The organism is Lentzea sp. NPDC059081 (assembly GCF_042738015.1).
In the GTDB taxonomy this organism is placed as follows: domain Bacteria; phylum Actinomycetota; class Actinomycetes; order Mycobacteriales; family Pseudonocardiaceae; genus Lentzea.
In genome coordinates this window covers 94,902-115,768 of sequence record NZ_JBHYGW010000024.1, presented here as the reverse complement: position 1 = coordinate 115,768, position 20,867 = coordinate 94,902, and the positions used below count along the sequence as shown (strand labels likewise).

At 71.5% G+C, this 20,867-nt stretch carries 20 protein-coding genes; 15 read left to right on the top strand and 5 right to left on the bottom strand.

The features are described from left to right. Window positions 1-192: fasciclin domain-containing protein (locus tag ACFWV3_RS35920; RefSeq protein ID WP_382418134.1), on the top strand; the 192-nt coding region annotated here is incomplete at its 5' end. A 43-nt stretch (window positions 193-235) separates the two neighbouring features. Here ACFWV3_RS35920 and ACFWV3_RS35915 read toward each other — a convergent pair. Together ACFWV3_RS35915 and ACFWV3_RS35910 are read right to left on the bottom strand one after the other, a co-directional pair. Continuing rightward, the gene (locus tag ACFWV3_RS35915) at window positions 236-613 is read right to left on the bottom strand and encodes an NAD-binding protein (RefSeq protein WP_382418132.1); all 378 of its coding nucleotides are present in this window, start codon (window positions 611-613) and stop codon (window positions 236-238) included. Window positions 614-837: 224 nt separating this feature from the next. Beyond that, complete coding sequence (locus ACFWV3_RS35910; RefSeq protein ID WP_382418130.1) at window positions 838-1,203, bottom strand: VOC family protein; 366 nt, start codon at window positions 1,201-1,203, stop codon at window positions 838-840. A 55-nt stretch (window positions 1,204-1,258) separates the two neighbouring features. On the opposite strand from ACFWV3_RS35910, the gene ACFWV3_RS35905 reads away from it, so the two are divergent. From ACFWV3_RS35905 to ACFWV3_RS35870, 8 genes are all read left to right on the top strand, one after another. Continuing rightward, window positions 1,259-1,717: a MarR family winged helix-turn-helix transcriptional regulator gene (locus tag ACFWV3_RS35905; protein WP_382418128.1), complete on the top strand. Its 459-nt coding sequence runs from the start codon at window positions 1,259-1,261 to the stop codon at window positions 1,715-1,717. 254 nt (window positions 1,718-1,971) lie between these two features. Then, window positions 1,972-3,480: a sugar ABC transporter ATP-binding protein gene (locus tag ACFWV3_RS35900; RefSeq protein ID WP_382418127.1), complete on the top strand. Its 1,509-nt coding sequence runs from the start codon at window positions 1,972-1,974 to the stop codon at window positions 3,478-3,480. After that, window positions 3,477-4,505 carry an ABC transporter permease gene (locus ACFWV3_RS35895; protein WP_382418125.1) on the top strand — a complete coding sequence of 343 codons (1,029 nt, stop codon included), beginning with the start codon at window positions 3,477-3,479 and terminating at the stop codon, window positions 4,503-4,505. Before ACFWV3_RS35900 ends, ACFWV3_RS35895 begins: the two co-directional genes overlap by 4 nt. Before the next feature lie 48 nt (window positions 4,506-4,553). Beyond that, window positions 4,554-5,582: a substrate-binding domain-containing protein gene (locus tag ACFWV3_RS35890; protein WP_382418123.1), complete on the top strand. Its 1,029-nt coding sequence runs from the start codon at window positions 4,554-4,556 to the stop codon at window positions 5,580-5,582. 35 nt (window positions 5,583-5,617) lie between these two features. Further along, entirely contained in the window at window positions 5,618-6,754 is a 1,137-nt protein-coding gene (locus tag ACFWV3_RS35885; RefSeq protein ID WP_382418138.1) for a Gfo/Idh/MocA family protein, read from the top strand. Window positions 6,755-6,780: 26 nt separating this feature from the next. Further along, on the top strand, window positions 6,781-7,788 hold the full coding sequence (locus tag ACFWV3_RS35880) for a sugar phosphate isomerase/epimerase family protein (RefSeq protein WP_382418121.1): 1,008 nt from the start codon (window positions 6,781-6,783) through the stop codon (window positions 7,786-7,788). A 38-nt stretch (window positions 7,789-7,826) separates the two neighbouring features. Then, on the top strand, window positions 7,827-9,050 hold the full coding sequence (locus tag ACFWV3_RS35875; RefSeq protein WP_382418120.1) for an ROK family protein: 1,224 nt from the start codon (window positions 7,827-7,829) through the stop codon (window positions 9,048-9,050). Window positions 9,051-9,214: 164 nt separating this feature from the next. After that, entirely contained in the window at window positions 9,215-9,538 is a 324-nt protein-coding gene (locus ACFWV3_RS35870) for a helix-turn-helix domain-containing protein (RefSeq protein ID WP_382418118.1), read from the top strand. Here the strand turns inward: ACFWV3_RS35870 and ACFWV3_RS35865 are convergent. After that, window positions 9,475-10,125, bottom strand: coding sequence for a TetR/AcrR family transcriptional regulator (locus tag ACFWV3_RS35865; RefSeq protein WP_382418116.1), 651 nt, complete (start codon window positions 10,123-10,125; stop codon window positions 9,475-9,477). The genes ACFWV3_RS35870 and ACFWV3_RS35865 overlap by 64 nt on opposite strands. 113 nt (window positions 10,126-10,238) lie before the next feature. Here ACFWV3_RS35865 and ACFWV3_RS35860 point away from each other — a divergent pair, with 113 nt between their 5' ends. Beyond that, window positions 10,239-10,673 (top strand): DUF6069 family protein, encoded by a 435-nt coding sequence (locus ACFWV3_RS35860; RefSeq protein WP_382418114.1) that lies wholly within the window; start codon window positions 10,239-10,241, stop codon window positions 10,671-10,673. Window positions 10,674-10,940: 267 nt separating this feature from the next. Beyond that, window positions 10,941-12,752: a protein kinase gene (locus tag ACFWV3_RS35855; RefSeq protein ID WP_382418112.1), complete on the top strand. Its 1,812-nt coding sequence runs from the start codon at window positions 10,941-10,943 to the stop codon at window positions 12,750-12,752. Window positions 12,753-12,800: 48 nt separating this feature from the next. Here the strand turns inward: ACFWV3_RS35855 and ACFWV3_RS35850 are convergent, their stop codons facing one another. Further along, window positions 12,801-14,948, bottom strand: coding sequence for an ATP-binding protein (locus ACFWV3_RS35850; protein ID WP_382418110.1), 2,148 nt, complete (start codon window positions 14,946-14,948; stop codon window positions 12,801-12,803). Window positions 14,949-15,230: 282 nt separating this feature from the next. Between ACFWV3_RS35850 and ACFWV3_RS35845 the strand changes: the two genes are divergently transcribed. After that, the gene (locus ACFWV3_RS35845) at window positions 15,231-17,252 is read left to right on the top strand and encodes a glycosyl hydrolase family 65 protein (protein ID WP_382418108.1); all 2,022 of its coding nucleotides are present in this window, start codon (window positions 15,231-15,233) and stop codon (window positions 17,250-17,252) included. A 71-nt stretch (window positions 17,253-17,323) separates the two neighbouring features. On the opposite strand, the gene ACFWV3_RS35840 is transcribed toward ACFWV3_RS35845, so the two are convergent. Next, window positions 17,324-17,824 (bottom strand): MarR family winged helix-turn-helix transcriptional regulator, encoded by a 501-nt coding sequence (locus ACFWV3_RS35840; RefSeq protein ID WP_382418106.1) that lies wholly within the window; start codon window positions 17,822-17,824, stop codon window positions 17,324-17,326. Between the two features lie 86 nt (window positions 17,825-17,910). Here ACFWV3_RS35840 and ACFWV3_RS35835 point away from each other — a divergent pair, with 86 nt between their 5' ends. The 3 genes from ACFWV3_RS35835 to ACFWV3_RS35825 all read left to right on the top strand — a co-directional run bounded on the left by ACFWV3_RS35835 (window position 17,911) and on the right by ACFWV3_RS35825 (window position 20,853). Next, a complete protein-coding gene (locus tag ACFWV3_RS35835) occupies window positions 17,911-18,531 on the top strand; it encodes an NADPH-dependent F420 reductase (RefSeq protein WP_382418105.1) in 621 nt (206 codons plus the stop codon). A gap of 467 nt (window positions 18,532-18,998) precedes the next feature. Beyond that, window positions 18,999-19,979 (top strand): NADPH:quinone reductase, encoded by a 981-nt coding sequence (locus ACFWV3_RS35830; RefSeq protein ID WP_382418103.1) that lies wholly within the window; start codon window positions 18,999-19,001, stop codon window positions 19,977-19,979. A 79-nt stretch (window positions 19,980-20,058) separates the two neighbouring features. Then, window positions 20,059-20,853: an NAD(P)H-dependent oxidoreductase gene (locus tag ACFWV3_RS35825; RefSeq protein ID WP_382418101.1), complete on the top strand. Its 795-nt coding sequence runs from the start codon at window positions 20,059-20,061 to the stop codon at window positions 20,851-20,853. Window positions 20,854-20,867: the final 14 nt, after the last annotated feature.

Here is a 20,867-nt window from a genome sequence, read left to right as displayed (position 1 = left end):
CACGTCGTGCCCGGCCAGATCTCCCCGGACAAGATCGCCGGCGACCAGAAGACCGTCGAGACCGGCACCGTGAAGGTCACCGGCTCCGGCAACGCGCTGAAGGTCAACGACGCCAACGTGATCTGCGGCGGCGTCCACACCGCCAACGCCACCGTCTACCTCATCGACTCGGTGCTCATGCCCACCGCCTGACGGTGGTGGTGACACGGCCCCGGGAGCGGTGCTCCCGGGGCCGTCAGTCCGACTGTCTGATGTGGACGGCCGTGGCGTCGGAGGACAGGAACAGGGTGTAGTTCTCGGCTTCGCGGATGACCGCCACGATCACCGCGTCCGGGTTCGTCGCCCGCACCGCCCGCGCGATCAGGAAGGCGTCGAGGTCGTCGGGGACGGTGATGACGACGCGGTCGGCGGCGTCGGAGGCGGCCTCGTCGAGCGCGCACCGGTCCCTCCCGTCGCCCTGCACCGCGGTCGCGCCGTTGGCCGTGGCCTCGACGACGGAGTGGAAGACGGTGTCGAGGACGGTCAGGCGCGCGTCCGGCTGCGCTGCCAGCACGCGGTTCACGGCGCAGCGCCCGGTGTCGCCGTAGCCGATGGCGAGAACATGATCGGTCACGACCGGTGGTTCGGCGCGGTGGCCGGCCCGGATTGCCCTCCGGTTCGGCGGGCGTCACACCATCAGGTGGACTGTGGCCCCAGGACGATCCGAGCGCCCCGCGGCGTGGGTATGTCCACTGTGCGGATCCGCCGGATGCGGTTCAGCCGGCTCGGGACGGCGCCGCGCACGTCCCCGTGCGTTCGAGCAACCGGGCGCACGGGGACGCGGCCCGAGGGCACCGCTCAGGCCTTGTCGTGGATGGTGATCGCGTAGCCGTCCGGGTCGGTGAAGGTGAACGTGCGCCCGAACGGCCCGTCGACCGGCGCCGCCACGATCGGGACGTCCGCCGCGACCAGCCGGTCGTGCAGCTCCTGCGCGTCCTCGGCGTGCAGCCACAGGGCGACGCCGAGCCCGGGACGGCCGGCGTCCAGGTCCACTCCCGGCAACGGTTCCCGCACCGCGAACGACGCCGGCTTGGTGTCGAACACGACGGCGCCGGGCGGGCTGACCGGCAGCCTGCGCAGCCCGAGGTGCGTCTCGTAGAAGTCGGCGGCGCGGCCGAGGTCGCGCACCTGCAGGGCGAGGAAGTCGGGTCCGGTCACGGTCATGATGTCTCTCCTATGTCAACGTGCTGACATCTCGAAGGTATGTCATGATGCTGACATGAGTCAAGCCGAGGTGGTCGGCCCGCTGGACAAGGCCGTGGGGTACGCGCTGAAGCGGGCGGCGACCGCCCTGCGCACCGCGATGGACGCCGCCCTGCGCCCGCTCGACCTGACGGTGTCGCAGTACTCGTGCCTCGAGGTGCTGTCGCAGCAGCCGGGACTGTCCAACGCCGAGCTGGCCCGCGCCGTCTTCGTCACCCGCCAGTCGATGAACCTGGTGCTGCGCGGCCTGCAGGACCGGGGCCTGGTCACCCGCCCCGCCACCGCCGCGCACGGCAGGGCCCTGCCCACCGAGCTCACCGCCACGGGCCGGACCCAGCTGCGAGCCGCCAGCACCGCGGTGCGCGCGGTCGAGCGGCAGATGCTCGCCTCGCTCACCGGCGGCGAGCAGGACCGGCTGCTGCGGGACCTGGTGGCGTGCACCGAGGCGCTCGCGGACGCCGACGAGCCGCTGTAGGGTCCGCTCGACCCACTGCGTGACCGGCCGGTTCGCCTGCGTGACCCCGCCCGGCCCACCCACGCCGGTCAAGGGCGAAAGGTGGCCGATATGCGCCACGCCGCTCTGTTGACCCCCTTCGGAACCGCTCGTTACGTTGACGTCCTCAACGTGGAATCGCTGCTGGCACAACGGTTGCCGGTCCCGGAGGACTCAATGGTGAGCTCGCCCGCGCGTAGTCGCGCGCTCGTTCGGTCGTGGACCGGGGAGGCCGCATGACGGCCGCGGCACTGCTGTCGGTCCAGGGGCTGGTGAAGCGCTTTCCCGGCGTGACGGCGCTGGGCGGGGTGGACTTCGACGTCCGCGCCGGTGAGGTGCACTGCCTGCTCGGGCAGAACGGGGCCGGCAAGTCCACGCTCATCAAGGTGCTGTCCGGCGCGCACCGGCCCGACGAGGGCGAGATCCGGTGGCGCGGCGAGGTCGTCGAGTTCGGCAACCCCACCGCCGCGATGCGCAGCGGGGTGGCCGCCATCTACCAGGAGCTCGACCTCGTGGCGGGGTTGTCGGTGGCCGACAACGTGTTCCTCGGCCACGAACTGTCCACAATGGGCTTCAGCAGGCGGTCGGAGGCGCGGCGCAGGACGCGGGTGCTGCTCGACCGGCTGGGGCACGGGGACATCTCGCCCGACCGCGACGTCGGCCGGTTGTCCGTGGCGCACCAGCAGATCGTCAGCATGGCGCGGGCGCTGTCGCTCGACGGGCAGCTGCTCATCATGGACGAGCCGTCGGCCGTGCTCGACCCGGACGAGGTCCGCGTGCTGTTCGGGATCATCAGGGAGCTCACCGCCCAGGGGGTGGCGGTGATCTACATCTCGCACCGGCTCGCGGAGATCAGGGAGATCGGCGACCGCGTCACCGTGCTCAAGGACGGCCGCACCGTCGCGACCGGACTGGCCGCGCGCGAGGTCAAGACGCCGGACCTGATCGCGTTGATGACCGGGCGCACGCTCGACAGCGTCTTCCCGGACAAGACGCCCGTCGCCCCGGACGCGCCGGTGGTGGTCGAGGTCCGCGGGCTGACCGACGGCGCCCGCTTCCACGAGGTGGACCTCACCGTCCACGCCGGGGAGGTGGTCGGGCTCGCCGGTCTCGTCGGGTCCGGCCGGTCGGAGATCCTGGAAACCATCTACGGCGCCAGGAAAGCGGCCGACGGCACTGTCGTGGTCGACGGCAGGAAGCTGCGGCGGGGGAGTGTCGGCGCCGCCGTGCGCGCGGGGATGGGGCTGTGCCCGGAAGAGCGCAAGAGCCAGGGGCTGCTGCTCGACCAGGCCGTGTTCCGCAACATCACCGTCTCGTCGATGTCGTCGTTCGCCCGCTTCGGGTTCCTCGACGACCGCGCCGAACGGGCCCGCTCCGCGAAGCTCACCGAGTCGCTCGACGTCCGGCCCGCCGGCGTCGACCGGGTGGTGCGCGGGCTGTCCGGCGGCAACCAGCAGAAGGTCGTCCTCGCGCGGTGGTTGCTGCGGGAGTGCCGGGTGCTGCTGCTGGACGAACCCACCCGCGGCGTCGACGTGGGCGCGCGCAGCGAGATCTACGAGCTGATCCGCGAGCTGGCGGACAGGGGCGTGGCCGTCGTCGTCGTGTCCAGCGACGTCGAGGAGGTGCTGGGCCTGGCCGACCGGGTCCTGGTGGTGCGCGAAGGCAGGGTCGTCCACGAGGGACCGGCCGACGAGATCGACGAGTCCCGGGTCCTCGACCTGGTCATGGAAGGACACGCCGCATGAGCGAGGACACCGCCGCCCTGTCCGCGCAGGAGAGGACTCCCGTCGTGAGGAAGGAGTCGAGCCTCCAGTCGCTGCTCGGCTCCCCTGCCGGGCGCAACACCGGTCTCGTCGTCGCGCTCGTCCTGCTCTGCCTGGGCGGCGTCGTCACCGCGGGGGACCGGTTCGCCGACGTCGACAACGTGCTCACGATCCTGCGGCTCGCCGCGGTGATCGGCGTCGTCAGCATCGGCATGACGTTCGTGATCACCGGCGGCGGGATCGACCTGTCGGTGGGCGCGATCGTCGCGCTGTCGTCGGTGTGGGCCACCACCCTTGCCACGCAGGGGATCGCGAACGACACGCACTGGATCGTCATCGTGTTCACCGCGTTGCTGGTGGGCGGTGCGTGCGGGCTCGTCAACGGCGCGCTCATCGCCTACGGCCGGGTCGTGGCGTTTATCGCGACCCTGGCGAGCCTCGCCGCCGCCCGCGGGCTCGCCGAGATCATCTCCAACCGCAAGACGCAGATCGTGAACGTCCAGGGCTTCACCGCGTTCTTCGACGCATCGGTGCTGGGGGTACCGGTGCTCGTGGTGATCTTCGCGCTGGTGGCGGCCGGGGGCTGGGTGCTGCTCAACCGCACCACGTTCGGGCGCAGGACGTTCGCGGTCGGCGGCAACCCGGAGGCCGCGCGCCTGGCCGGCATCGACGTGCGGCGCCACACCGTGCTGCTCTACACGCTGCTCGGCCTGTGCTGCGGGCTCGCCGCCGTCATGCTCATCGCCCGCACCACGACCGGCAGCGCCACCCACGGCGGCCTGTACGAGCTCGACGCGATCGCCGCGGTCGTCATCGGCGGCACGCTGCTCTCCGGCGGCCGCGGCACGATCGCGGGCACCGTCTTCGGCGTCCTGATCTTCACCACGCTGTCGAACGTCTTCACCCTCAACAACCTCTCCATCTCCGCCCAGGCCGTCGCGAAGGGCGCGATCATCGTGGTCGCCGTCCTCCTCCAGCAGCGACTGGCCCGCCGCAGCAGCGCCTGACACCTCACCCCCGGACCAACGCCGCCACCTGAGGGAGACCAGAAACCCATGCAACTCAAGAGAACCGCACTTCTCTTCGCCGCGTCGGCGCTCGTGCTGACCGCCTGCACCGGCAACACGCCCGAGAACCAGGGCGGCGGCAACCAGGGCGGTGGTGTGAAGGTCACCAACGACGAGCCGGGCAAGAAGGTCGTCATCGGCTTCTCCGCCCCCGCCGCCGACCACGGCTGGATGGCCGCGATCACCGACGCCGCGAAGAAGGAGGCCGGCAAGTACTCCGACGTCGAGCTGCGCGTCGTCGAGGGCACCAACGACCCCAACCTGCAGATCAGCCAGGTCGAGACGTTCATCAACGACAAGGTCGACGCGATCGTCCTGCTGCCGTTCGACGGCGCCGCGCTCACCCCGGTCGCCCTCAAGGCCATGAAGGCCGGCATCACCGTGATCAACGTCGACCGGCAGTTCGACAGCCCGTTCGCGGCGCGCTCGACGGTGCTGGGCGACAACTACGGCATGGGCGTCTCGGCGGGCACGTACGTCTGCGAGCGCCTCAAGGGCAAGGCCGACGCCGTCGTCGCCGAGATCGCCGGCATCGACTCGCTGCCGCTGACCCAGGACCGCAGCAAGGGCTTCGCGGACGCGCTCAACGGCTGCGGGCTCAAGGTGAACAACCGCGTCGCGGCCGAGTTCACCGTCGAGAGCGGCGAGAAGGCGGCGGCGAACCTGCTGCAGGCGGCCCGCAAGATCGACGCCATCTGGAACCACGACGACGACCAGGGCGTCGGCGTCGCGGCCGCGGTCAAGAACTCCGGCCGCAGCGAGTTCTTCATGGTCGGCGGCGCGGGCTCGGCCAACGTGATGCGGGAGATCAAGGCGGACAACGGCCCGCACAAGGCGACCGTCATCTACCCGTCCACGCAGGGTGCCGACGGCATCCGCCTCGCGCGGCTCGCCGTGCAGGAGAAGAGCCTCGGCGACCTGGTCGAGGTGGAGATCCCCCGCGAGGTCCAGCTGTACGCGCCGGTCGTGACGAAGGACAACGTCGACCGCTACCTGCCGACCGCCTTCGAGTCCTAGGAGAACCGCACGTGACGACGACACTGGGCATCGCCATGATCGGCCACGCGTTCATGGGAGCCGCGCACTCCCAGGCGTGGCGGGTCGCGCCGCGCTTCTTCGACCTGCCGGCGCGGCCGGTGATGTCCGTGCTCGCCGGCCGCGACGCCGACCGCACCAGGGCCGCCGCCGAACGCCTGGGCTGGGCGGAGGCCGTGACCGACTGGAAGGCCGTGCTCGACCGCGACGACATCCACGTCGTGGACATCTGCACACCGGGCGACACGCACGCCGAGATCGCGGTCGCCGCCCTGGAGGCCGGCAAGCACGTGCTGTGCGAGAAGCCGATGGCCAACACCGTCGACGAGGCGGTCGCCATGGCGGAGGCCGCCGAACGGGCCGCGCGGCGCGGCGTGCGGGCCATGGTCGGGTTCACCTACCGGCGGGTGCCCGCGCTGGGCCTCGCCCGCGACCTGGTCGCGCAGGGCAGGCTGGGGCGCGTTCACCACGTGCGCGCCCAGTACCTGCAGGACTGGATCGTGGACCCGCAGGCGCCGCTGTCGTGGCGGCTCGACAAGGAGAAGGCCGGGTCCGGTGCACTGGGCGACATCGGCGCGCACATCGTCGACGCCACCCAGTTCATCCTCGGTGACACCATCAGCGAGGTGACCGGGACGCTGCAGACGTTCGTGCCGGAGCGGCCGGTCGCGGCCAGCCACTCCGGCCTGTCCGGCACCGCCTCCGACGAGACGGGCCCGGTCACCGTGGACGACGCCGCGCTGTTCCTGGCGCGGTTCGCGGGCGGCGCGCTCGGCTCGTTCGAGGCGACGCGGTTCGCCAACGGCCGCAAGAACGCGCTGCGCATCGAGATCAACGGCTCGGCGGGCAGCCTGGCGTTCGACTTCGAGGACATGAACGTGCTGCAGTTCTTCGACGGCACCGAGGACTCGTCGGTGGCGGGCTTCCGCCGGATCATCGTCACCGAGCCGGAGCACCCGTACGTCGGAGCCTGGTGGCCCGCCGGGCACGGGCTGGGCTACGAGCACGGGTTCACGCACCAGGCCGTCGACTTCGTGCGGGCGATCGCCGCGGGCACCGACCCCGCGCCGACGTTCGCCGACGGCCTGCAGGTGCAGCGCGTCCTCGCCGCCGTCGAGGACAGCTCGGCGTCTCGCACGTGGCAGCAGGTCTGAGCAGGGTTTCGAGGAGGGGACCGGAGATGGCACGTCCGATCACGTTGTTCACGGGCCAGTGGGCCGACCTGCCGTTCGAGGAGGTCTGCCGGCTCGCCTCCGGCTGGGGCTACGACGGCCTGGAGATCGCCTGCTGGGGCGACCACCTCGACCCGTGGCGGGCCGCCGAGGACGACGACTACGTCGCCGACCGGCTCGCGATCCTCGCCAAGCACGACCTGAAGGTGTGGACGATCTCCAACCACCTCACCGGTCAGGCCGTGTGCGACGACCCGATCGACGAGCGGCACCAGGGCATCCTGTCCGCCCGCAACTGGGGCGACGGCGACCCGGAGGGCGTGCGGCAGCGCGCGGCGGAGGAGATGAAGGCGACCGCGCGGGCCGCGGCGAAGCTCGGCGTCCAGACCGTCGTGGGCTTCACCGGCTCGTCGATCTGGAAGACCGTGGCGATGTTCCCGCCGGTGCCGGAGTCGATGATCGACGCGGGCTACCAGGACTTCGCCGACCGCTGGAACCCGATCCTCGACGTGTTCGACGAGGTCGGCGTCCGGTTCGCGCACGAGGTCCACCCGTCGGAGATCGCGTACGACTACTGGACGACCGTGCGCGCGCTGGACGCCATCGGGAACCGGCCGGCGTTCGGCCTCAACTGGGACCCGTCGCACTTCGTCTGGCAGGACCTCGACCCCGTCGGGTTCCTGTGGGACTTCCGCGACCGGATCTACCACGTCGACTGCAAGGACGCCCGCCGTCAGGTCGGCAACGGCCGCAACGGCCGGATGGGCTCGCACCTGGCGTGGGCCGACCCGCGGCGCGGCTGGGACTTCGTCTCCACCGGCCGCGGTGACGTGCCGTGGGAGCAGTCGTTCCGGATGCTCAACACCATCGGCTACGACGGCCCGATCAGCGTCGAGTGGGAGGACGCCGGGATGGACCGGCTCGTCGGCGCGCCCGAGGCGCTGGAGTTCATCCGGCGCAACGCCTTCGACCCGCCCTCGGCCGCGTTCGACGCCGCGTTCAGCTCCGGGGGCTGACCAGGCCCGCCTTCCGGAACCGATGTGACAATTGTTCGATGGAGAGCACCTTGGGTGTAGAGGCGGGAACGCCTGCCGCAGTGCTGCGCATGCTGATGGACGGCAGCCCGCGCACCCGGGCGGAGATCGTGACCGCGACGGGCCTGGCCCGCTCCACCGTGCGGGCGAGGCTCGACCTGCTCGTGGCGGCGGGCCTGGTCAGCGACAGCGGCACGGGGGAGTCGACGGGCGGCCGCCCGGCCGGCCGGTTCGGGTTCAACCCCACCGCCCACCTGGTGCTCGCGGCCGAGGTCGGTGCCACCCACGCGACGGTCGCCGTCTCCGACCTGGCGTGCCGGCTGCTGGCCGTGGAGCAGGTGGAGCTGGACGTGGCCGACGGCCCGGAGGTGATCCTCCCGCTGCTGGTCACGACCTGGCGCTCGGTGCTCAGGACCGTGCCGGACGCGGAGATCGCCGGTGTCGGCATCGGCCTGCCGGGCCCGGTCGAGCACTCCACCGGCCGCCCGAACAACCCGCCGATCATGCCGGGCTGGGACGGCTTCGACGTGCCGGCGGCGATCGCGGCGGAGTTCGCCGTGCCGGTGCTCGTCGACAACGAGGTCAACCTGATGGCGCTGGGCGAGCACACCGCCTCGCACCCGGACGTGCGGCACATGATCGTGGTCAAGGCCGCCACCGGCATCGGCGCCGGCCTGATCAGCAACGGCGTCCTGCACCGCGGCGCGGCGGGCGCGGCGGGCGACCTCGGCCACATCCGGGTGCCCGACGGCGGCTCGGCGCTGTGCCGCTGCGGCAACACCGAGTGCCTGGAGGCGGTCGCCGCGGGCCCGGCGCTGGCGGCCAAGCTGCGCGACCTCGGCCACCCGGCGCACTCGACGGCCGACGTGGTCAACCTGGTGCGCGCCGGCAACCTGGAGGCGGGCCGGGTCGTGCGCCAGGCGGGCCGCGACATCGGTGAGGTGCTCGCGGGCTGCGTGAGCATGTTCAACCCGTCGCTGGTCGTCATCGGCGGCCTGCTGGCGGAGGCGGGCGAGATGCTGCTGGCGGGCGTGCGCGAGTCGATCTACCGCCGTTCGCTGCCGCTGGCCACGGAGAACCTGCGGATCGTCGCGTCGGGCGCGGGCGTGACGGCCGGTGCCCTGGGAGCGGCCGCGATGGTGGTGCGGCACGTGCTGTCGCCGGAGGTGCTGGACGTGCGGCTGGGCGAGGTCGCGGCCGGTGCGGTCGCGGCGGAGGTGCAGCTGTCGTCCCACGCCACGTAGCTCGTCATGTGTTCGGAAAGGCCCCGGTCGTGGCTCCACGACCGGGGCCTTCGTGCTGTTCCGGGTCAGTAATGGCGGAGATCATCCGGAAGTTGCTTGCGATTTGGCATCGGTGCACCGACTTTTGATTGACACTCGCCAATAGTCGCGAATACGGTCACCACATGTCTGTGACCCGCGTAACAACGGGGTTCGTGGTCGCGGTGCCGCACCCCCGAGGCGAACGACTGAACGACGAGCACGCCGTGCGCGAGGAGCCCACGGCGGCGACTCAGCACCTGCTGCGTCTCATGCGCACCGGCGCGACCGACCGCGCCATCGCGCGCGAGCTCGACGTCAGCCTGCGCACCCTGAACCGGCGCATCTCGCGCCTGCAGTCGTTGCTGGGCGTGCAGTCGCGGTTCCAGCTCGGGGTGCTGGCCGCTCAGCTGGAGTGGCTCTCCGCCGGCGGCGAGGAGCCGGTCGCCGACGTCGAACGGTCCGCTTGACCACCGCGTAGGTCACCACCGCACCACTCAGGGCGGTGCCCGTCGAGGAACCGCGCCACCACGGCCTTGGGGTCGGCCGGTGCCTGCGTCGACCGCTGGTCGATCCGCCGGGCGAAGGCCCGCATCATGAGCGGCCCGACGAGCGCGAAGAACGTGTGCCGCGGCGGTTCGACGACGAGGGCGCCGCGGCGCTGGTGGTGCAGGATCACCTCGTCCACCTTCTCGAGCAGCGCCTCCGGCTCGGCGAGCACCGCCGCCACGTCCGGGCTGAACTTGGCCTCCCGCATCAGGGTGAGCACGACGCCGCCGCGGGTCTCGTAGAGGCGCGCGTAGTAGCTCACGATCGTGAACAGGTCGGCGGCCACGTCGTCGCCCGGCTGGTCGAGGTCGAGCGAGAAGCCGACGAAGTTGCTGCGCACCGCCTGCCTCAGCAGGTTCTCCTTCGAGGTGAACCGGCGGAACAGCGTCGCCTCGTTGATCCCGGCCGCCTCGGCGATCGCGCGGGTGGTCGCGCGCTCGTACCCCTGTTCGGCGATCACCGCCAGGACCGCGCCGAACACGGCCTCGTCCGACACCCTGCCCGCCACTCGCCCTCCTCGATCAGTCGCCGATGCAAGTGGACACTTGCACAACTGCGGCCCGGATCGCTAGGTTAATTTGCAAGTGACCGCTTGCAAAAGCCTATCGAAGGACAGGGCCCATGGCCGACACCAGCATCCCCACCCGCTCGTCAGCGCTCGCTCCCAGCACCGCGGAGGTCGTCGTCGGCCTGCTCGGGGCCGCGGTGGTCTCGATCGCGGTCAACGCGCTGATCGCCCTGGTGGCGGGCAAGATCATTCCCGCGGACGCCGTCCGCAAGGGCCTGTCGCTGCTGGAGTACGCGCCGGCGACCGTGATCGGCATCCTGCTCGGCACGCTCGGCTGGTACCTCGTGCGCCGCTTCGCCGGCAACCCGCGCCGGGTGCTGCGCATCCTCGTGCCGGTCGTCGTCGTGCTCTCGTGGATCCCCGACCTGGGCATCATGGCGGCGGGCGCCACCTTCGTGAACTCGCTCGCGCTGATCCTCATGCACGTCGTCGTCGCGGGCGCCACCGTGCCCACGCTGTCGCGCGTGCTGCCGCTCGGCGCGAAGTGAGCCCGGCCCTCCAGGGGTGAGCGGTCGTTCGAGGGAGATCCGGTTGTCGAACTCGGGCGGCCGGATCCGCCGCTTCCGGATCGTCCTCCGCCGAACCCTCGCCCACCCGGCCGTGCGGCACGACGTCCGAACGGATCAGGAACGATCCCGTCGTTCGCACACCTGTCGGTGTGCAAGTTTGTAGGCTGCTGCGTGCACCTGGGGGAACCCGTGGCGGTCGGCGCGCGTCGACCCGGTACGGGACGAGGCGCGCGGGACACGAGGACGATGACGGAAGAGACGTTCGGGCCGTACCGGATCGAGCAGCTGCTCGGCCGCGGCGGGATGGGCGAGGTGCACCGCGCCTACGACACGGTGCACGACCGGGTCGTGGCGCTCAAGAGGCTCTCGCCCGGCTACCACGACGACGAGGAGTACCGCGCCCGCTTCCGCCGCGAGGCGCAGATCGTCGCGAGGCTGCGCGAGCCGCACGTCATCCCCATCCACGCCTACGGCGAGATCGACGACCGGCTCTACCTGGACATGCGCCTGGTCGAGGGCTCGGACCTCTCCGACCTGATCGACGGCACGTCCGTCGAACCCGCGCGGGCCGTGCGCATCGTCGAGCAGGTGGCGAGCGCCCTGGACGCCGCGCACGCCGACGGGCTCGTGCACCGCGACGTGAAGCCGTCGAACATCCTCGTGACCTCCGGCGACTTCGTGTACCTGGTGGACTTCGGCATCGCCCGCAGCGCCTCCCCGGCCGCGACGAGCCTGACGGCGTCCGGTTCGGTGGTCGGCACCCTCGACTACATGGCCCCGGAACGCTTCGAGAGCGGCCCGGTCGACGGCCGCGCCGACGTGTACGCCCTGGCCTGCGTGCTGTTCGCCTGCGTGGCGGGCCGGCGCCCGTTCACCGCGGAGGGCACCGCCGCCCAGATCTGGGCGCACATGAGGGAGGAACCGCCCAAGGCGTCCCCGCTGAACGCGGCGGTGCCGGCGGCGCTCGACGCCGTGATCGCGAAGGGCATGGCCAAGGACCCGGCCGACCGCTACGCCACGGCGGGCGCGCTCGCGGTGGCGGCGGCCCAGGCCCTCGCCACGCCCGCCCAGGTCAGGGTGATGCCGCTCGCGACCCCGCCCGGTGGGCAGCCGGGGTTCGCCACCCCGCCCGTCGCGACCCCGCCCGGTGGCCAGGTCCTGACGCCACCCGGCCAGCTCGCAACTCCGCCCGGTGGCCAGCCCGCGACCCCGCCCGCCGCCGGCCGTCCACCGCTGGCGAGCCCTCCCGGCGGCTTCCCGCGGCCCGCCTCGGGCCCGCAGCCCCAGTTCCCCCGCCCGACCACGCCCCAGCACGGGCCGCCGTCCGGCTTCCACCCCCTCACCACGGGACCCCAGCCGTACCCGGCCACCGGCACCACGTCACCGGGCAAGCGCGCCGCCCTGGTCGTCGGCGCCCTCGTCGTGGTGGCCGTGATCGTCACGACCGTGCTGCTCGCCACCAAGGGCAACGAGATCCTCGGCTCTGGCACGTCCACCGGCACCACCACGAGCAGCACCCCGACGAGCACCAGCACCAAGAGCAGTGTCCCCACCACCTCGTCGACGACCACCACGACCCAGTCCCCGCAGCACGACAAGCTGATGGCCGCGCTGCCGGAGGCCTACCGCATCTCCAACCTGTGCCTGCCCACCACGCCCGCCCAGAACTCGATCGCGTCCGTCCGCTGCGGCACGGTCGCCGACACCGACCAGTACGCCCCGCCCCCGGACGCGGCGGAGTTCCTGCTGTTCGACGACCGCGCCAAGCAGGACGCGTTCTTCCTGTCCCTGGTGCAGGGGCGTGGGATTCCGCGCAACGACGAGCGCGGCGGGTGCCGTCCGAAGGTCGACGCCATCCACTACGCGCTCTACTACCGCGACACCAGCGGCCCGCTGCCCGGCGACTTCACGACGTGCTTCCTCGTCGACGGCGAGGCCCAGGTGTGGTGGGTCGACACCAAGACGCTCACCGTCGGCGTGCTGAAGAAGAAGGGCGACATCGACGTCCTCGACAAGCTCGACCTGTGGTGGAACCACAACGTGCTGTCGATGTTCTAGTGGTGCTCGGCCGGCCAGGAGACAGGACTTCGCCGAGCCGGAGACCGGTCAGGACCGGCGAAGGCCCTCGATCTTGGCCTCCACCTCGGCCTGGTCCGGGTGCTCGAGCTGCCGCAGCATGGCGCGGGCGAGCTCCCACTGCTCCAACGCCTTCGCGGAGTCGCCGGCCGCGTGGTGGGCGTCGCCGAGCCGCATCAGCGTGGCCGCCTCGTAGTAGTGGTCACCGACGTCGCGGTACAGCACCACCGACTTCTGGTAGTGCTCGATGGCCCTGGCGTGGTCACCGCTCATCAGGTGCGCGTAGCTCAGGCTGTCGAGCGCGTGGGCTTCCGCGTCGGTGTCGCCGACGGCCTGGTGCACGGCCAGCGCCTCCTCGCAGTGGCGCACGGCTTCGGCGTAGTCCTCGACGTGGGCGAGGGCCCAGCCGAGGTAGTTGAAGGCCCGCGCGCGCCCGAGCCTGTTGCCCACCTGCTCGTACAGGGCCGCTGCCTGGCCGGCGGAGCCCAGCAGCTTCTCCTGGTCGTCGGTCTGCTCGTGCACCCAGGAGACGGCGAGGCACGTGCCCGCCATTCCGTTGAGGTCACCGGTCCGGCGCCAGATCTCCATCGACCTCTCGTGGTGGCGCAGGGCTTCGTCGTACTCGCGCAGCTGGCAGTGGGCGTTGCCCATGCCGCGGTAGGCGCGCGCCTCGGCGGACTCGTTGCCCACGGCGATCGCCGACGCCGCCGCGATGCGCTGGATCGCGAGCCAGTCGCGCCAGTGCCCGAACCGGCCGCAGAAGGTCGTGAGCGTCCACGCCAGTTTCCAGGCGTGGTCGTGGTTTCCCTCCTCGGCCGCCCGTGCGACGGCGGAGATGAGGTTGGGGTACTCCAGCGTGAACCACGCGACGGCGTCCTCGTACCCGTCGAAGTCGCGGACCTCGGCGCCCTCGGCGGGGCTGCCGGCGTCGATCGCGCCCCGGAACGGTTTCAGCTTCCGGTCGGCGTTCAGGCTGGTGAACAGGTAGTGGTCCAGGAGGCGCCGCACAGCCATCCGCCGGAACTCCTCGTCGTCGACTTCGCGCACCAGTTCCACGAAGTAGCTGTGCAGCAGGTCGTGTGAGGTGAACCGGCCGCCGACCTCGTCGAGCATACCGTTGGACAGCAGCCGTTCCAGGGTTCTGCGCAGTCGCGACGAGGTGGTGCCGGTCAGCGCGAGCAGTGCGGGAAAGCCGAACTCGCGTCCGGTGTGCAAGGCCGTGAGCCGCAGCACCGCGGCGTCCTCGGGCGCCAGGGCCCGGTACGACCACGAGAAGACGGCCCGGAGGCCGGTCCTGCTGTCCTGCATCTCGAAACCGCTCAACCGGTCCCGCTCCTCCAGCAGCTCCTCCGCGAGCACTCCGAGCGGCTGGGACGGCGCGGTGAGCGCCCGCGCAGCCACGATCCGCAGCGCGAGCGGCAGTCCGGCGCAGCAGTCGATCAGCGCCTCGACCGAGCTCCGGTCGGCGGTCGTGCGCTCGGGTCCCCACTGGCGGGCGAGGTACTCGCGCGCGTGGCCGGCGGCGAGGGCGCGCAGGTCGATCCGGCGTGCCTCGTACGTCGTCGTCAGGACCGGCAGGGTGTTCCTGCTGGTGATGAGAACCGAGGACGACGAGTGCCCCGGCAGCAGCGGGAGGACCTGGTCGGTGTCCCGCGCGTTGTCGAGGACTATCAGCATCCGCTTGCCCGCGACGAGACTGCGGTAGAGCCCAGCCTGTGCCTGGAGGTCCACCGGAATGCTCTGCGGCGGGATCTGGAAGGCGTCCAGGAACGCGCGCACGGCGACGGCGGGTCTCAGGGGGTCGGCGACCGCGTCGAACCCGCGGAGGTCGATGTACAGCTGCCCGTCGGGGTAGCGGTCGAGGTTGCGGTGGGCCCAGCACAGGGCGAGGCACGTCTTGCCGACCCCGCCGATCCCGTTCACCGCGGAGATCAGCGCGGTGCCGGGCGAGTCCGTCCCGCCCGCCAGCGCCTCGTCCAGCGCCCGCAGCTCGTCCTCCCTGCCGACGAACAGCTTCGGCGCGCGGGGCAGCTGTGCCGGCCGGACCGGGACACCGCTCGTGAACACGACGTTGCCGACCACCGTGCCGACCTGGACCACGACGTTCGCCGGACCGGTCACGGAGTTGGTGATCGAGTCAGCCGGTAACTCCGGTCCGCCGTCCTCCGCGTCGTCCATCCTCGACCTCTCCGAACGCCGAGGATCTGGCGTCATAGTTCGCCGATGAAATCGTTCTGTCCCGCATGACAGCGGGTTTCATCGGCGGGTGCGGCCGAAACGTGACATCGGATTTGCCGATGCCGTCCGGGATCGGTTCCCCGCGGCTTCGCTCACCGGGCGTGAGCGAGCGTTGACAGAAGCGGACAGGATCATCGTCGACCCGGTCGCGTGAGAGCGGTTTCATGGTCCACTGCCCTCACGGCTCCGGTCGGGTCCGGGCGCCGGGAGAGGTGCGCGGGGATGAGCCAACGGCGGCGGATCGGACGTGTCCTTCTGGCCCTGACGACGATGGTCGGCGTCGTCACGGCGGCTCCACCGGCGAGTGCCGCCACCACACCGTCGCTCAGGTTCTCGAGTCCGCTGAGCCAGGCGCTGTACGGCGACCCGTACGCGGCCGCGCTGGACAACCTGTTGCGCGTCAACACCTTGGGCTACGACTCGAAGTACGACAAGAGCGGCCTGATGGACCCGGCGGTCGGCTTCGTCCGCGCGGGTGGCGGGTACCAGCAGCCGTGGACGCGAGACGCGTCGATCAACAGCTGGAACGCGACCAGCCTGCTGTCGCCGGGACTGGCCAAGAACACGCTCTGGGCCGTGGTCGACAAGGACTCCGCCGGCGCTCTGCGGGTGCAGCAGGACGACCAGCAGTGGGACCAGGTCGTCTGGCTCACGGCCGCGTGGAACCACTACCTGGTCACGGGTGACCGGGCGTTCCTGGACAACGCCTACCGCGCCGCCAAGAACACGCTGGCGATCCGCGAACGTGCCGGCACGGCCGGGTTCAACGCCACCTACGGGCTGTTCACGGGTGCCTCGTTCTTCAACGACGGCATCGCCGGCTATCCCGCGCCGCCCGCCGACGCGACCGAGTCGGTCAGCACCGGCAGCATGCCGTGGCCCGGTGTGGCGAGCGGGATGTACTTGAGCACCAACGAGGTCTACTACGCCGCGTACGTCAACGCGGCGAACATGGCCGACCGGGTGGGACAGTCGCAGGAGGCCGCCGGCTACCGCACGAAGGCGGCGGCGCTCAAGACCGCGATCAACCGGTACTTCTGGAACGCCCAGACGGGCCTGTACAACTACCAGCTGCTCGCCGACGGGACGCCCGGCGCGTACCAGGAGGGCACCGGGCTCGCGTTCGCGCTGCTCTTCGACATCGCGTCACCCGCCCAGGCGCAGTCGATCATCTCGCGCGCGCGGTCCATGACGTGGGGCATGCCCGACACCTTCCCGCACTGGGACCGCTACTCCGACGCGCAACCGGGGCGGCACAACGCGATCGTCTGGCCGCTGGTGCAGGGGTTGTGGGCCAAGGCGCTGGCACGGCAGGGCAACCAGAGCGGGTTCGCCTCCGAGGTGACGCGGCTGGCGAAGCTCGCCAACAACAACAGCGGCTACTGGGAGATCTACAACGGCAACACCGGTGTCGTCGACGGCGGCTACCAGAGGCTCGGCGACACGGTGAAGTTCCACTGGGGCTCCGAACCCGACCAGACCTGGTCCGCCACGGCGTACCTCGACATGGTCCACAGCGGACTGTTCGGGCTCCGGTACACCGACCAGGCCCTGACCTTCGCGCCGAACCTGCCCGCAGGCTGGGGTGACGTGACCCTGCAGAACCTGCGCTACCGCGGGGCGGACCTGACCATCACCCTGCGCGGCGCCGGTACCGTGATCGCCGCGGTGAAGGTCGACGGCCAGTCGTCGCGCGCCGAGATCCCCGCTTCCCTGACGGGCTCCCACACCGTCGAGATCACGCTGACGGGAGCGGCCGCCGGCGACCGCGACGGCGACGGCGTGCCGGACGCGCAGGACCGCTGCTCCGACATCGGGGGACCGGTCTCCGGCTGCCCCTCGCCGGCTCGCCTGGACGCGGAGGACGCGCGCAACACCGGCGGTGTCAAGACGAACGTCAACCACACCGGGTACTCCGGCCGGGCCTTCGTCGACGGCATCTGGGCCCAGGGCGCGGCGTCGGCGTTCACGGTGCACCGCTCGTCGTCCGGGCAGGGCACCGGCTCGGTGACGCTGCGGTACGCGAACGCCAACAGCGACGCGCGCACGATGACGTTGTCGGTGGACGGGCGCGCGGTGCGGCAGGTGAGCTTCCCGAAGGTCTCGGACAGCTGGGACGCCTGGGGCACCGTGACGTTCGACGGCGTGCCGGTGAGCGGGCTCGACCCCGTGGTGACGTTCTCGTTCGGCTCGGCGGACAGCGGGAGGATCAACCTCGACTGGCTCAGCTACAGCGGGGCCTGACCGAGCTCGCCGACGACCGTCTGGCGGCCGTCGACGGGCAGTGGTTCGTGAACGGCCAGTTCGCGGCCCTGTCAGCTCTCCAGCCACTCCGGCCGGGTCGTGGACGCCGGGTCCAGGTGCTCCAGGATCCGTTCGTACGCGCCGTGCAGCTGGTCGAGCTGCGCGGGGTCGAGAGCGTCGACGACCAGTTCCCGCACCGTCGTGACATGACCCGGCGCCGCCCGTTCGACCGCGGCCAGCCCCTCGTCCGTGAGGACCGCCCGGCTGGCCCGGCCGTCGTCGGGATCGGCCTCGCGCCGCAGGAGCCCCCGCGACTCGAGGCGCTTCACGACGTTCGACAGCCGCGACAGCGACGAGCTGGTCAACTGGGCGAGACGGCTCAGCCGCAGCGCCCCGCACGGCGTCTCGGACAGCATCGACAGCACGTGGTACTCGAAGAACGACAGCCCGGCGTCCCGTTCGAGCTGCGCGTCGAGGGTCGCGGGCAACCGGGTCAGCACGCGCACCATGTCGAGCCAGGCGAGACGCTGCTCCGCGGTCAGCCAGCGCGGATCCTTCGAGGCCGGGGTCACCTCACCAATTTACTTGACGCTTGAACCAAACGCACCTAGCCTCGGGCCTCAGAAAGTTCAACCTTGAACTATTTGCGGAGGCAGTCATGCGAGTCGCGATCATCGGTGCCGGCAACGTCGGAGCAGGCCTCGCCACAGCCGCGGTGACGGCGGGACACGAGGTCACCGTCGCCGCCGCCCACCACGAGAACGCGCTCAAGGTCGCCGAACACGTCGGCGGCAAGGCAGCTGCGACGGCCGAGGCGGCCAGGGACGCGGACGTGATCGTGCTGGCCGTGCCCGCCAGCGCCGCCGCCGCGGTGCTGGCCGAGATCGACTCGCCCGGCGCGGTCGTCCTCGACGCCACCAACCCGCTGAACGACACGTTGAGCGACCTCACCACCTCCGCGACCAGCCACGCCGAGGACCTCGCCGCCGCGGCACCGGGCGTGAAGCTGGTGAAGGCGTTCAACACGGTCTTCGCCTCTCGTCTGGGCGCGCCGAGCGAGGACGGGCAGCCGCTGGACGGGTACTACGCCGGTGACGACGACGCGGCGAAGGACCTGGCGGCGAAGCTGTTGGCGTCGCTGGGGTTCCGGCCGGTGGACGCGGGGAGCCTGCGGATGGCGCGGTCGCTGGAGGAGTTGGCATTCCTCAACGTCAGCTTGAACGCGCGGAACGGGTGGGCTTGGCAGAGCGGGTGGCGACTGGCGGGTCCGACGGCCTGAGGGACCCCACGCTCTGAGGGGGCCCACGCTCTGAGGGGGCCCACGCCCTGAGGGACCCCACGCCGTGAAGGGCCCACGGCTTGAGGGGGCCCACGGCTTGAGGGGCCCCGCGCCCTGAGGGGGCCTACGGGCTGAGGGGCCCCCACGGCACGAGCGAACCCGCGGCACGAGCGAACCCACGGCACAAGCGAACCCACGGCACAAGCGAACCCACGGAGCGAGCGGGCATTACGGCCCGAGGGGGCCCACAGAGCGAGGGGCCCCACCCGTACAAGGGACATCACTGGCTGAGGGGGCCGGTGCGCGAGACCGACGGCGCGAGGGATGCCTGCGATCTGGGGGACTTCCGCGGCTGGGCGACCCTCGCGACCGAGAACCCCCTCGGCCCGAGAACCCCCTCCACAACCCGAAAACCGCGCACCCCACCACCACCTCCTCCTCCACCACCACAAGAAAGCGAAGCCACCATGCTCGCCTCCTGGTACGACCGGCAGGGCCCCGCACGAGACGTCCTCCGGGTGGGCGAGCTGCCCGACCCCACCCCAGGCCCGGGCGAGGTCCGGGTCGCGGTCCGGCTGTCCGGCGTCAACCCCGGCGACACCAAGAAACGGCGCGGCTGGCTGGGGTCGGAGATGCCGTTCCGGCGCGTCATCCCGCACAGCGACGCCGCCGGTGTCGTGGACGCGGTCGGTGAAGGCGTCGACAGGAGCCGGATCGGGCAGCGCGTGTGGGTCTACAACGCGCAGTCCTACCGGGCGTTCGGGACGGCCGCGCAGTACACGGTGCTGCCTGAGCACCTGGCCGTGCCGTTGCCGGACCACGTGAGCGACGAGGTGGGGGCGAGCCTCGGCATTCCCGGGATCACCGCTCACCGCGCGCTGTTCGCCGACGGGCCGGTCGACGGGCGGACGGTGCTCGTGCACGGGGTGCTGGGTGGTGTCGGGTCGCTTGCGGCGCAGTTGGCACGTCACGCCGGCGCGACGGTCGTGGGCACGGTGACCAGGACGCGCGACCTGGATCTCGTCGACCCCGCGACGGTTCAGCACGCGGTCGCGCTCGACGACCCGGACCCCGTGAAGGCGATCCGGGCGGGCGCGCCGGACGGGGTGCAGCGGATCATCGAGGTCTCGTTGTCGGACAACGCCGACCTGGACGTCGCCGTGATCGCCGACGACGGCGTCATCGCGGCTTATGGCACGCGGAACGACCGGACGGAGCTGCCGTTCTGGCCGTTGCTCTTCGCGAACGTCACCGTGCGGTTGTTCGGCAGCGACGACTTCCCGGCCGCCGCGAAACGGGCTGCCGCACGGGAACTGACGGCCGCCGCGGCCGCCGGTGCGGTGAAGGTGCACGTGGGTGAGGTGTTCGGGCTCGACGAGATCGCCGCCGCCCACGAACGGGTCGATGCCGGCGGCCGCGGACGAGTCCTCGTCACCGTGAACCGCTGAGAAACGCGGAACGCCCGGACATGCGCGTCGGACGTTCGCACATTCCTGCGCACGGAAGTCCGCCGCTTTACTGGCAGGCATGACGATCGCTCATCCGCCGAAGCCGGACACCGTGCTCTGGGTGTACGCGCACCCGCGCCGCGACTCCCTGAACGACCGCCTCCTGCAAGCCGGCACGAAGGCCCTGTCGCAGCGGTACGAGGTCGCGGTCTCGGACCTCTACGCCCAGGGCTTCGACCCCGTGCTGTCCGAGCGCGACCTGGGAGACCTGGCGGCACGTCCCGGCAACATCGCCGAGCTCGCCGGGGAGGCCTACGTCCAAGGCCGGCTGCCGGAGGACGTGCGGCAGGAGCAGGCCAAGGTGGCCGCCGCCGAGCTGCTCGTGCTCCAGTTCCCGCTCTGGTGGTACGGGCCGCCCGCGATCCTCAAGGGCTGGTTCGACCGCGTGCTCACGAGCGGGTTCGCCTACGGTGACGACGACCCCGAGCTCGGGGTGCCCCGCCGGTACGGCGACGGCGGGCTGGCCGGGCGCAAGGCGCTGGTCGTGGTCACCGCCGGTGAGGACGAGCGGTCCATCGGCCCGCGCGGGATCAGCGGTGATCTCGACTCGCTGCTCTTCCCGGTCACGCACGGCGTGCTCTGGTACGTCGGGATCGAGGTGCTGGACCTGCACGTGGTCCACGACGCCGACTCGCTCGGTCCCGGCCAGGTCGAGCAGCAGGCCGAGCGGCTGGCGACCAGGCTCGGCGGGGTCGGCGGCGAGCGGGCGCGGCGGTTCCGGCGCCTGCGCGACGGCGACTACGCGCACACCCGCGCGCTGCGGGAGGACCTCGCACCCGGCCGCACGGACCTCGGGATCCACGTGGCCGAGTGACCGAGTGACCGAGT